The sequence below is a fragment of the Bradyrhizobium sp. 192 genome (assembly GCF_023100965.1).
In the GTDB taxonomy this organism is placed as follows: Bacteria; Pseudomonadota; Alphaproteobacteria; order Rhizobiales; family Xanthobacteraceae; genus Bradyrhizobium; species Bradyrhizobium symbiodeficiens.
In genome coordinates this window covers 755,146-767,486 of the sequence record NZ_CP064690.1, presented here as the reverse complement: position 1 = coordinate 767,486, position 12,341 = coordinate 755,146, and the positions used below count along the sequence as shown (strand labels likewise).

The 12,341-nt window shown below is 64.8% G+C and carries 10 protein-coding genes; 5 read left to right on the top strand and 5 right to left on the bottom strand.

All coding sequences use genetic code 11. The features are described from left to right. The first annotated feature begins 22 nt into the window (after positions 1 to 22). Complete coding sequence (locus IVB24_RS03605; protein ID WP_247772069.1) at positions 23 to 1,390, top strand: MmgE/PrpD family protein; 1,368 nt, start codon at positions 23 to 25, stop codon at positions 1,388 to 1,390. 53 nt (positions 1,391 to 1,443) lie between these two features. On the opposite strand, the gene IVB24_RS03600 is transcribed toward IVB24_RS03605, so the two are convergent. From IVB24_RS03600 to IVB24_RS03590, 3 genes are all read right to left on the bottom strand, one after another. Next, complete coding sequence (locus IVB24_RS03600; RefSeq protein ID WP_247772068.1) at positions 1,444 to 2,871, bottom strand: serine hydrolase; 1,428 nt, start codon at positions 2,869 to 2,871, stop codon at positions 1,444 to 1,446. 100 nt (positions 2,872 to 2,971) lie between these two features. Continuing rightward, complete coding sequence (locus tag IVB24_RS03595; RefSeq protein WP_247772067.1) at positions 2,972 to 4,078, bottom strand: helix-turn-helix domain-containing protein; 1,107 nt, start codon at positions 4,076 to 4,078, stop codon at positions 2,972 to 2,974. Beyond that, complete coding sequence (locus IVB24_RS03590) at positions 4,075 to 4,320, bottom strand: hypothetical protein (protein WP_247772066.1); 246 nt, start codon at positions 4,318 to 4,320, stop codon at positions 4,075 to 4,077. The genes IVB24_RS03595 and IVB24_RS03590 overlap by 4 nt, the downstream gene beginning before the upstream one ends. 44 nt (positions 4,321 to 4,364) lie before the next feature. On the opposite strand from IVB24_RS03590, the gene IVB24_RS03585 reads away from it, so the two are divergent. The 3 genes from IVB24_RS03585 (at position 4,365) to IVB24_RS03575 (ending at position 8,747) form a co-directional block, all read left to right on the top strand. Beyond that, on the top strand, positions 4,365 to 5,282 hold the full coding sequence (locus tag IVB24_RS03585) for a pirin family protein (RefSeq protein ID WP_247772065.1): 918 nt from the start codon (positions 4,365 to 4,367) through the stop codon (positions 5,280 to 5,282). A 93-nt stretch (positions 5,283 to 5,375) separates the two neighbouring features. Further along, the gene (locus tag IVB24_RS03580) at positions 5,376 to 6,290 is read left to right on the top strand and encodes a phosphoribosylaminoimidazolesuccinocarboxamide synthase (RefSeq protein ID WP_166467682.1); all 915 of its coding nucleotides are present in this window, start codon (positions 5,376 to 5,378) and stop codon (positions 6,288 to 6,290) included. A gap of 240 nt (positions 6,291 to 6,530) precedes the next feature. Continuing rightward, positions 6,531 to 8,747 (top strand): SulP family inorganic anion transporter, encoded by a 2,217-nt coding sequence (locus tag IVB24_RS03575; protein ID WP_247772064.1) that lies wholly within the window; start codon positions 6,531 to 6,533, stop codon positions 8,745 to 8,747. Positions 8,748 to 8,801: 54 nt separating this feature from the next. On the opposite strand, the gene IVB24_RS03570 is transcribed toward IVB24_RS03575, so the two are convergent. Then, a complete protein-coding gene (locus tag IVB24_RS03570; protein ID WP_247772063.1) occupies positions 8,802 to 10,295 on the bottom strand; it encodes an NAD-dependent succinate-semialdehyde dehydrogenase in 1,494 nt (497 codons plus the stop codon). 119 nt (positions 10,296 to 10,414) lie between these two features. Beyond that, a complete protein-coding gene (locus IVB24_RS03565) occupies positions 10,415 to 10,735 on the bottom strand; it encodes a hypothetical protein (RefSeq protein WP_094894365.1) in 321 nt (106 codons plus the stop codon). A gap of 344 nt (positions 10,736 to 11,079) precedes the next feature. On the opposite strand from IVB24_RS03565, the gene IVB24_RS03560 reads away from it, so the two are divergent. Continuing rightward, positions 11,080 to 12,273: a serine hydrolase domain-containing protein gene (locus tag IVB24_RS03560; RefSeq protein ID WP_247772062.1), complete on the top strand. Its 1,194-nt coding sequence runs from the start codon at positions 11,080 to 11,082 to the stop codon at positions 12,271 to 12,273. Positions 12,274 to 12,341: the final 68 nt, after the last annotated feature.

The window sequence follows — 12,341 nt, the reverse complement described above, 5'->3', positions numbered from 1 at the left end:
CGCGCCAAAACGAGGAAACACGATGGCCCACGAAACCGCAACGCTCGCCGCCTACGTCTTTAACCTGAAGTTTCAGGATATTCCGGCCGAAGTGCTGGATCGCGCCAAGGTGCTGACGCTGGATTTTCTCGGCAGCGCGATCCGGGCCCGCAGCGAGGCGGAATCGACCCCGTCGATTCTGAAGATGCTGGAGGCGCTCGCGCTCGACACCAAGGGCGAATCCACCGTGTTCGGCGACACCAAGACCTGGACCCCGGCGGTCGCGGCGCTGCTCAACGGCGCGCTCGGCCATTCCCTCGATTTCGACGACACCCATGCCGATTCCTCGCTGCATCCGAGTGCGCCGGTGGTTCCGGCTGCCTTCGCCGTCGGCGAGATGGTCGGCGCATCGGGCCGCGACGTGCTGACCGCGATCGTCGCAGGCTATGAGGTTTGCTGCCGGCTCGGCAATGCGCTCGATCCGACCTCGCATTATGCGCGCGGCTTCCACCCGACTGCGACCGCCGGCACCTATGGCGCGGCCGCGGCGGCGGGAAAATTGCTCGGTCTGTCCGAGCAGCAGATCATCGCGGCCTTCGGCGTCTCCGGCAGCCAGGCGGCGGGCTCGCTGCAATTCCTGGTCAACGGCGCCTGGAACAAGCGCTACCAGGTCGGCGCCGCCGCGATGAACGGCGTGATCGCCGCGACGCTGGCGCGCAACGATTTCGTCGGCTCGGCCGAATCGGTCGAAGGCAAGCACGGTCTGCTCGCCGGCTATACCGACGATCCGCATCCCGACAAGGCGGTCGCCGGGCTCGGCAACACCTATGAGACGATGAAGATCGGCGTGAAGCCGTATCCGAGCTGCCGCTACACCCATGCCGCGATCGACGCGCTGATCGCGATGCGGCGCGAGCACAATCTGACGCCCGACCAGGTCAAGCGCGTCGAGATCGGCCTGCACCGCAACGGCATCACGCTGACGGGCGATGCCGCGACCAAGCGGCACCCGACCTCGATCGTCGGCGGCCAGTTCTCGATGTTCTTCACCGGCGCGCTCGCGCTCGACCAGGGCTCGTTCGGCTGGGACGATTACAACCGCCTCGGCGACGCCGCCATCGACGCGCTCGCCAACAAGTTCGACGTGGTGCAGGACGATCGGCTCGAAGTCGGCCGCACGCACCCCTTTGGCGCGCGAGTCAGCATCACGACTGAGGATGGCGTGCATGAGCGGCTCTATGCCGATCCCTCCGGCGAGCCGAATTCGTTCCCGGACGCGCAGGCGATGCAGCAGAAGTTCCTGACACTGGCCCGGCCGGTGCTGAATGCACGGGCGGAAAAATTCGCCGACGCGATCATGACGCTGGAGCGATTCGATCGCGTCGCACAGGCGACGGAGCTGGGGCGGTAATTAATAGAGTCGCGTTCGCGGTGCTCCACCCACCCCGGAGGGTAAGTAGCACCTCAATTCACCCCTGCCATCTTCCCCTTCTCGCGCGTCGCTGCCACGACATCGCGGACGAGATCGAATACGCCGTCCGCTTGCGGCGGCGCGTTCGGCGAGCGGCCGAGGCGGACGATCACCAGCCGCTCCGACGGAATCACGATGGTGTATTGCCCGATCGTGCCCTTGGCGAAGAAGGCATCGCGCGGCCAGCCGTGTGTGATGCGAAACTTCGCGCCAAAACTGTCGCCCTGATTGGTCCAGAAGCCGGCGCCGATGCCGACCCATGCGTTCGGCGTGGCCGTCGCGGAATAGTTCACCCAGCCCTCCGGCAGGATGCGTTTGCCGCCAGCGACGCCGTCATTGAGATAGAGCTGGCCGAAGCGCGCCCAGTCGCGCGCGGATGCGAGCATCTCGCTCGATCCTTCGATCGTGCCCGAGCCATCGAGCTGGAGCGTGACATGGCGCATGCCGAGCGGGGCAAACAATTCACGGCGCGCGAAGCGCAGCGCGTCTGCGGGACTGCCGCCCGCAGCAACGCGGATCAGATGCGAGAGGATGAGGGTGTTGCCGTCGTGATAGTTCCACGCCGTGCCGGGCACGGTCTTGAGCGGGATGGTCGCGGCATAGGCGGCCATGTCGGCCTCCACGAACTTCATCCGGTTGACCGGTTCGAAGGCCGAGCCAAGCGAGGCCTCCAGTGAACTGCCAAGCGCAAGGCCCGCAGTGTGCCGCAACAACTGATCGAGGGTGATGGCATGACGTGGATCGTCAGGATTTCTCCACGCGGCGACCGGTGCGGGCCCGTCGAGCTTTAATTTGCCCTGACGCACCAGCACGCCTGTCAGCGCCGAAATCACCGACTTCGTCATGGAGAAGCCGAGCAGCTGTGTCTCCGGTCCGATGCCGTCGGCGTAGCGCTCGGCGATGATGCGGCCGGCCTTCATCACGACGATGGCGCGGGTGCGGCGGTGAGGCGGCTCGGCGGGTTCGGTGAAGGCGCGGTCGAGCGCGGCTGACAGCCCCTCGCTTTGCGGCGACACCAGTCCCGGACCGGCGATCTCGGGGAGCAACGCCGTCTGCTTGTCGTCGGGCGGCAGCGCGACGTCGGTGATCCCCTCGCCGTGCTCCAGCGTGCAGCCGAGTCCTTCGCGATAGACGGCATGGCTGCGGCCGATCCCGAACAGGGTCACCGTGACATCCTTGCGCGCGCGGTCGATTTGCAAATTCATCGCCCAGGTCAGGAGGCCGGTGCCCGGCATCGCGTCGGTGGTTTCGGCGAGGTCGCGCATGGGATCGAGGCCGGAGACGAAGGTCTCCGAGCAGAGCGTGTCGGCGATGAAGCCGGTCGCAATCTTCGGCACGTCGCGGGCGCGCGCCGCGCCGAACGCGAGGCCGGCACAGGCGATGGCGGTGGTGGCGAGGATGATCTTGCGGCGACGGGTCACGGGCATTCTCCGGTTCGGGGCGAGTGCGGGAGAGCAGGCCGGAGATCGGCGATACGCGCTCGCCGGATTTGAAAAATGACAACGTCGAAACTGACGGAGACTAGCCGATTTCGAAATTCCTATGTGATTCCAATAGGCTAAAAATGTACGCCGCGGTCACCTTGAGACGCCGGTATTCGGTCGGCGTCACACCCGTCACCGCCTTGAACGCGCGGTTGAAGGGGCCGAGCGACTGGAAGCCCGCATCCATCGCGATGGTGATGACGGGGACCCCGGCCTGTGCGGGATCGGCCAGCGCGGCCTTGGCCTCCTCGATGCGGTGGTTGTTCAGGAACACATTGAAGTTGCGGTAGCCGAGCCGCTGGTTGATCAACCGGCGCAGCCGATATTCCGGGATTTTCAGCCGGCCAGCGAGAACCCCGATGGTGATGTTCTCGTGGCGATAGATCCGCTCGTCCGCCATCAGGCGCATCAGGGCGTCGATGAGCTTTTGGTCGGCAGCATCCTCGGTCGCAGGCTGACTGAAAACAATCGGTGGTTCGGGCTCCGCTGTGGCCGGAAACAGGTCCGCTCCGTCCACGCGCATCATGGCATAGACGATCGCCGCAACAGTACAGGTGAGCGCGCCGGCACTGACGGTTTCGGCGACATCGCCGACGTGGTAGCCGGCGGCGGCGATCTGGAGCACAGCGTTCAACCCGCCATAGAGCGCGATGGCGCAGACGACGAAGACGCGAGCGCTGCGGCGGCGCTCGACCAGGTCGGTCGGCCAGGAGGCGATCATCTGCCCGACAGCAAGCACGATGAAACCGAGCACGATCAGATTGACCACCGTCACCGAGAACCGCACATAGCCGCTGGGCGCAATCCAGACGCAACCTGCGAAGCTGAAGGCCGCCACCAGCGCCCAGATGCATCCGTGCCACCAGCGGAGGCGAAATTCGTCGTCGAACAGGGAGCGCGTGAACAGCCAGAACACCACGATGTCGCCGGTCGACAGCGCGATCAGCGGCGCGTGCAGGAGCGGGATCGGTGACGTGACATCCACCGAATAGCTCGCCGCATGCGCGGCCGAACCGAGGGCAAAGGCGGTGGCGAGACGGGCCGCCAGCACGTTGCGGAAATCGGACACCAGCGACGTCGCCAGCATCAGCAGCAGCGCGACGGATGCAGCGCGGAAGGCAAGCTCGGTTGCGGCAAGTGTCATCGGGTGATGCGATCGTTCGCGGTTGAGGCCAGCTGAACATCCTTCGTCAGACCGCGCTTTTCAAGATGGATCGCGCAGAATGAGGCGGTCTCGATCCCGGCACCGTCGAGCTCGACCAGATTTGCGCCCGGCTTGATCGGAGAAACCATCGCCCGCTCCGGTTTCCAGATTAGGTATCGCCGATATCGCGCGATGTCGGCAAATAGGCCATCGCGGCAAGGCGGGGGCGCCGCGACGGACACGTCAAATCCTGTTACGATCGCCGCATATACAGAAGGACTCCACCATGAGCTGGCAACCCTCCAACGATCCCGTGCTCGGCGATCCCATGTCCTGCGATGCGCTCGATCTCGTCATCGTGCCGCGGACGCGCGACCTCGGCGACGGCTTTCAGGTACGGCGCGCACTGCCGCATGGCAAGCGGCAGATGGTCGGCCCATTCATCTTCTTCGATCATTTCGGGCCGGTGCAATTCGTCTCCGGCAAGGGCATGGACGTGCGGCCGCATCCGCATATCGGGCTCGCCACCGTCACCTATCTGTTCGACGGCGCGATCATGCATCGCGACAGCGAGGGCAACGTGCAGGAGATCCAGCCCGGCGCGATGAACCTGATGACGGCCGGGCGCGGCATCGCGCATTCCGAGCGTACGCCGGAGGTGCAGCGCGCCTCGGGCCAGAAGATGCTCGGCCTGCAAAGCTGGATCGCGCTGCCGGCAGGCTCCGAAGAGATCGCGCCGTCGTTCCAGCACTACGGCTCGGGCGACCTGCCTGTTATCTCCGAGCGCGACTTCGCCGCGAAGGTGATTGCGGGCTCATCGTTCGGCATCACCTCGCCCGTGTCGATGGTCTCGCCCTGGTTCTACACCGAGGTCACGGCCGTGGAAGGCGCGAGCGTGCCGCTCGACCCCGATCATGAGGAGCGCGCGATCTATATCGTCGACGGCGAGGTCGAGATCGCGAACGAGCGTTACGAGGCGCCGCGGCTGCTGATCTTCCGCCCGGGCGACCGCATCACCGTGAAGGCCGTGAGGCCCACCCGGATGATGTTTCTCGGCGGCGATGCGCTGGAAGGGCCGCGCCACGTCTGGTGGAATTTCGTCTCCTCCAGCAAGGAGCGGATCGAGCAGGCCAAGCAGGACTGGAAAACCGGCCGTTTCGCTGCAGTTCCGCAGGAACATGAGTTCATTCCGCTGCCGGAATAGGCTAATCCGGTTGCCGGCCGTGCCATCAGTCGCGGCCGGACGTCCTGCCTGAAGGCCAAGTCTGCCTAAAGCCAAGTCTGCGAAAGCTTTGCGATGACCACCATGCTCTCCAGCGACCTGCCCCTGCCCAAGATCGGACGCGGCAAGGTGCGCGATATCTACGCCGTCGACGACGACCGCCTGCTGCTCGTCACCACCGATCGCATCAGCGCCTTCGACGTCGTGATGGGTGAGACCATCCCGATGAAGGGCGCGGTGCTGACGCAGATCAGCGCGTTCTGGTTCAACGAGCTCGAGGGTGTGGTCCCGCACCACATGATCAGCGCCGACACCGACGAGATCGTCGCGGCCGTGCCGGCGTTGAAGCCGCACCGTGCCGAGCTTCTCGGCCGCGCCATGCTCTGCAAGCGCACCACCGTATTCCCGATCGAATGCGTGATCCGCGGCTATCTCTCCGGTTCGGCCTGGAAGGAATACGCCGCCAGCGGCACGCTGGCGGGCGAGAAGCTGAAGGCGGGCCTCGTCGAGAGCGAAAAGCTCGAACCCTCGATCTTCAGCCCGGCGACCAAGGCCGAGACTGGCCATGACGAGAACATCACCATCGCGCGGATGCGCGAGGTGGTCGGGGAGGAGACCGCCTACACGCTCGAGAGCATGACACGCGCGATCTACACGCTCGGCGAGGAGCTGGCGCGCGAGCAGGGCATCATCATCGCCGACACCAAGTTCGAGTTCGGCCGCGACAAGGACGGCCGCATCATCCTGATCGACGAGGTGATGACGCCGGATTCCTCGCGCTTCTGGGCGGTCGATGCCTACAAGCCCGGCCAGCCGCAGGCGAGTTTCGACAAGCAGCCCTTGCGCGACTATCTCGACGTCGAGCGCCACGCCGGCCGTTGGAACGGCGACGCCCCGCCTCCACCGCTGCCGGCGAGCGTGGTTGAGGCGACGAGCAAGCGGTATCTCGAAGCGTATCGGCGGGTGACCGGAACAGAGCTGAAGATCTAGCTCCGTCGCTACCCCGCGGAACGATGCTGGATGGTTTCGCTCCGTTCGCAATGAATTGGAGAGGCCGGCGTGCCCGGCCATCCGCGGCTCCGGATGATTGGCCATTCACAAGCCATCGATCGTATCGCTACGAGATATCGCCAAAACTGTCTGAGTACTTCATAGCTACAAGAATTCAGTTGCGTTAAACCTGCAGTGGTCTACGTCTGGAACAGGACTTCCAGGGGCCAGCGCAGCGGCGTGACCGATCCAGCGATCATTTTCAGTCCGGCTCCCCGTTTCAATCCGTCCCTCAAGCGTGCGCTCAACGATATATTGGGCGGCAGCGCCGCCAGCGTCCTGACCGTCACCTTCGGGCTGTCCTATTCGCTGCTGATCTTCGCTGGCCCTCTGTCGCCCTATCTTTCGTTCGGCATCGCCGCAACCTTCATCAGCTCCGCCGTGCTTGCGGCCGTGATCGCGCTGGGCAGTTCCCTGCCTTTCGCAATCGCCGCACCCGACAGCTCGACCGCCGCGATGACAGGCATCCTGGCGGCCTCGCTGGTCGAGCGCATCGAGACGGCCAGCCTGCCCGCGCCGCTGCTCTCGTCCGTTCTGATCACGCTCGGTCTGTCGACGATCCTGACCGGATTCGTGCTGTGCGGATTGGGCCTGACGCGAATGGGCCGCGCCATCCGCTATGTGCCTTACCCCGTGGTCGGCGGTTTTCTCGGCGCCACCGGATTCGTGATCGTCATGGGTGCGATCCGGGTCATCACCGATCATCCCGTGGAGTTCGCGACGCTCCAGCGCGTCGCCAATGGCGTCGCGCTGTTGGAGCTGGGTGCGGCCTGCGCGATGGCGCTGGTGCTGTATCTGACCTGGCACCGCTCGCGTAGCCCGTTCGGGTTGCCGATCATCCTGATCGGCGGCATGCTCACCGCTCATGTGGCGTTCTGGGCCTCGGGAATCTCGCTGGAGCAGGCGCGTGCCTTGGGCTGGACCTTCCGGCCTCCTCCGCAGGCAGCCTTCATGCTGCCCTGGCACATCGACGAGCTCGCGCGATATCCGTGGTCAGCGGTGCCGGACTTGCTCGGCAACCTCGTTGCCGTCATTTTCGTCGCCGCGTCGAGCACGCTGTTCAATACCACCGGTATCGAAGTCGCCGTGCATCGCGAAGCCAATCTGGAGCGCGAGCTGAACGTCACCGGTGCCGCGAACATGTTGACCGGCGCACTCGGCGGCTATGCCGGCTGCATCTCGGTCAGCCGGTCAGTCCTCAATTTCGGCGCTGGCGGCCGCGGACGCCTGTCCGGACTCACAGTTGCGGCCATGTCGCTACTGATGCTCGCGGTCGCGCCCGAGCTGCTCGGCTTCATGCCGAAATTCGTACTCGGCGGCCTGCTGCTCTATCTGGGCGCCGACCAGCTGCACAAATGGATCATCGAATCGCGCAAGCGGCTGTCGAAGCTCGAATATCTCTCGCTGATCGCCATCATCGTCATCATCATCGGCTGGGGCTTCGTCCCGGGCATCCTGATCGGCGTGATCATCGGCTGCGCGACGTTTGCGTTCAGCGCGGCCCGGGTCGAGTCGATCAAGTACAGCTTTGACGGCGCCGAGTTTCGCTCCTCGCTCGATCGCTCGCGCGACGACCAGGAGGTGCTGCTGGCCCATGGCGGCAAGATTCAGGGTCTCAATCTTCAGAGCTACCTGTTCTTCGGCTCCGCCAACCGGCTCTACCAGCATGTCAAGCAACTGCTGCAGGAACGCCCGGAATGCCGCTATCTGCTGTTCGATTTCAAGCTCGTCACCGGCGTGGATTCCTCGGCTGCCTACAGCTTTGCCCAGATCAAGCGCAGCGCGCATGACCTCGGCGTCGAGCTGATCCTGGTGCATCTGCCGACCGCGGCGGAGAAGGTGCTGCGCTCCAGCGACTTCGTCGGCGACGGCGTCACTATCATTCCCGAGCTCGATCATGCGCTGGAATGGTGCGAGAACGAGCTCATCGCGCAGCATCAGGGGCTGGAGCAGGAGGAGGCCAGCCTGCGCGGCTGGTTCACACGAATCCTCGATAGCGAGGACGATGCCGACAGGCTGATCCACCGCTGCCAGCGCATCGAGATCGGCGCCGGCGAGATCATCGTGAGGGCCGGCGACCCCGCCGATTCCATGCACTTCATCCTCGAGGGACGCGTGGGCATCATGGTTCCCGCCGAGGAGGATCGCACCACGCGCGTGCGCAGCCTCGGCCGCTACACCACGATCGGTGAAATGGGACTGGTGTCAAACACGCCGCGCAGCGCGACTATCCAGGCCGAGGTCGACAGCGTGCTCTACGTGCTCAACACGCGCCAGTTCGACGCGATCCGGGACGAGGACCCCGCACTCAGCCACAAGCTGCTGACCTATTTCGTGTCGGTCATGGCCGAGCGGCTGACCTTTGCGAACCGGACGATTGCGGTGCTGCGGCGATGATCAGCCCGCAGCCCGGATGGAGCGCAGCTCCATCCGGGCTGCAAGACTTCGAACTCACACCCCCGCCATCATCACGTATTTGATCTCGACATATTCTTCCATGCCGTGATGCGAGCCTTCGCGCCCCAGGCCGCTTTCCTTGACGCCGCCGAAGGGCGCGACTTCGGTGGTGATGAGACCGGTGTTGACGCCGACCATGCCCGACTCCAGCGCCTCGGCAACGCGCCAGACGCGGCCGAGATCGCGGGAGTAGAAGTAGGACGCCAGGCCAAACGGCGAGGCGTTGCACATCGCGATCACATCGGCCTCGTCCTTGAAGCGGATCACCGGCGCCAGCGGGCCGAAGGTTTCCTCCTGCGCCACCAGCGAGTCCGACTTGACGTCGGCCAGCACGGTCGGTTCGAAGAACGAGCGCCCGAGCTCGCTGCGCTTGCCGCCGATCACGACCTTGGCGCCGCGCTTCACGGCATCGGCGATGTGGCGCTCGACCTTGTCGATTGCCTTCATGTTGATCAGCGGGCCCTGGGTGACGCCGCTCTCGGTCCCGTCGCCGATCTTCATCGCGGCGACCTTCTTCGACAGCTTCTGCACGAACTCGTCGTAGATCTTGTCCTGGGCATAGAGGCGGTTGGCGCAGACGCAGGTCTGGCCCATGTTGCGGTATTTCGAGACGATGGCGCCTTCAACTGCCGCGTCGATATCGGCATCGTCGAACACCACGAAGGGCGCGTTGCCGCCGAGCTCGAGGCCGAGCCGCTTCACGCCGACGGAAGCCTGCTGGTAGAGGATCTTGCCGACCGCGGTCGAGCCGGTGAAGCCGACGAAGCGCACCGCCGGATGCTCGCACAGCACCTTGCCGATCGGCGGCGCGTCACCGGTGACGATGTTGAGCACGCCCTTGGGAATGCCGGCCTTCTCGGCGAGCACGGCCAGCGCCAGCGCGGAGAGCGGCGTCTCGTTCGCGGGCTTGAGCACCACGGTGCAGCCGGCGGCGAGCGCCGGCGAGACCTTGCGCGTGATCATCGAGTTGGGGAAATTCCACGGCGTGATCGCGCCGCAGACGCCGATCGGCTGCTTGATCGCGAGCAGCCGCGCGTCGGGCCGCTGCGTCGGAATGGTCTCGCCATAGACGCGGCGGGCTTCCTCGGCGAAGAACTCGATATAGGCGGCGCCGATATCGACCTCGCCGAGCGCCTCGGAGAGCGGCTTGCCCTGCTCGGAGGTGAGGATCAGCGCAAGATCCTCGCGGTTGGCGATGATCAGCTCGAACCACTTGCGCAGGATGTTGGAGCGCTGCTTGGCGGTGTGCTTGGCCCAGCCCGGAAAGGCGCGCTGCGCGGCCTCAACCGCCTTGGTCGTATCATCCGCACCGAGCTGCGGCACTTTTGCAAGCTCGACGCCGGTCGCGGGATTGTTGACGGCAAAGGCCGGCGTGCCGACCCAGGCGCCGTCGATATAGCAGGCCTCCTTCAGCAGCGAGGGGTCTTTCAACCGGTCGCGCAGGGTGGCGGTGGCTTGCGTGGCGCGTGCGGCAGCGGGCGGGGTCATGGCGTTGCTCCTCGAACGATCATTTTGGGGCGATCGGATCGGCTGGAATATAGGGACAAGCGGCGCGCAATGCACCGTCCCACAACGCACAACTGATGGGAGCCAAACCGGCAGCGGCCTTAGGCCGCGCCGCTCATATAGGTCTCGCGGCGGCCGATCATGCGCTCTGCCGCGGCCTTGGCGTCGGCTTTCGACGAGGTTGCGCAGGTCCGGTATTCGAGATCGGGAACGTCGGACGGGTTGCGGCGGCCGAACCAGTTCTTCGAGCCGACCGGCAGCAGCGCCAGGGATTGCGCCAGATTGTCGACTGCGCCGAAGGAATACAGTGCGCCGGTACCGGCGATGCGCACCTCGTAGATCCCGGGCGAAATCGGCGCCTCCAGGTTCTCGCCCCGTCCGGGACGGGGATAGCGCTTCCATTCGCTCCAGGTCGAAATCATCTGAGGTCCCCTCACGGCCACTCAGGACCGCCAAATTTGCATCAAGTCTTAATTTCGGCCGCCGATTGGCCGAATGCTGAACGCCGCAGCGCACAAAATGTTTCAAGTGCTTCAAACACGTGAAACATATCGCCAGAGACCGTCCACGGTCACGGCGAGTAGCGACCATCCACCGCAGATTGTGACGGAGTGTTGCCGTTCGGCCTGCCTGTGGTCCTGCGCGCGGCGAGGACCGTCAAGTCACGACATCGCGACCGAAGCGGGCATCTGGACGCGCTTGCCCCACGAAGCGGGCCGGAGGACAATCGATCGCTGCCAACAATAATTAACCCTGAGGAAACGCCATGCAAAGCAAAGCTGAGATCGATGAGATTCTGCGCCAGAAGAGCGACGCCAAGGAGATTCCCGGTGTTGTCGCGATCGCCGCCAGCGGCAACGACGTGCTGTATCAGGGCGCGTTCGGCAAGCGCGACCTGTCCAAGCCCGACGCGATGACGGCGGACAGCGTGTTCTGGATCGCCTCGATGACGAAGGCGGTGACATCGGCGGGCGCGATGCAGCTGGTCGAGCAGGGCAAGCTGTCGCTGGATGCGCCGATCGGCGAGGTGCTGCCTGATCTCGCCAATCCGCAAGTGCTCGAAGGCTTCGATGCCAAGGGCGAGGCGAAGTTGCGCCCGGCCAAGCGGCCGATCACGCTGCGCCAGCTCATGACCCACACCGCCGGCTTCTGCTACAATATGTGGAACGGCGATCTCGCGGTCTATCTCGACAAGAACGGCATTCCCGCGATCACCACCTGCCAGAACGCGGCGCTGAAGACGCCTGTGATGACCGACCCCGGCACGCGCTGGGAATACGGCACCAATATCGATTTCGTCGGCAAGGCCGTGGAAGCCGTCAGCGGCAAGCGGCTGGATGCTTACCTGCGCGACAATTTGTTCAACCCGCTCGGCATGAGCGACACGGCGTTCAAGATCACCGAGAGCATGCGCAAGCGCCTGGTCGGCATGCACGCGCGCGGCGAGGACGGCCAGCTCGCATCGATCCCGTTCGAGCTCGAGCAAAATCCCGAATTCCACATGGGTGGCGGCGGCCTTTATTCGACCGCGGCCGACTACCTCAAGTTTACCCAGATGATCCTGAACAAGGGACGCGGCAACGGCAACCAGGTGCTGAAGGCCGAGACGATCGCCATGATGAGCCAGAACCAGATGGGCGATCTCAACATGACCAAGATGACGACGGCGGCGCCGATGTACACCAACGACGTCGACCTCTATCCGGAGCAGGTCAAGAAATGGGGCCTCAGCTTCATGATCAACACGGCGAAGACGGCCGAAGGCCGTAGCGCCGGCAGCCTCGCCTGGGCGGGCCTTGCCAACACCTATTACTGGATCGACCCGGCCCGGGACGTTACCGGCGTGATCCTGATGCAGGTGTTGCCGTTCGCAGACGCGAAATGCCTGGAAGCCTTCGCGGGATTCGAGCGCGGGGTTTATGCCGGGCTTGATGCAGGGAGCGGGCAGAAGGCGGCTTGACGAGCGCTGCTCTCAAGACGTCATGGCCGGGCTTGTCCCGGCCATCCACGCCTTACTTTGCTGCACGA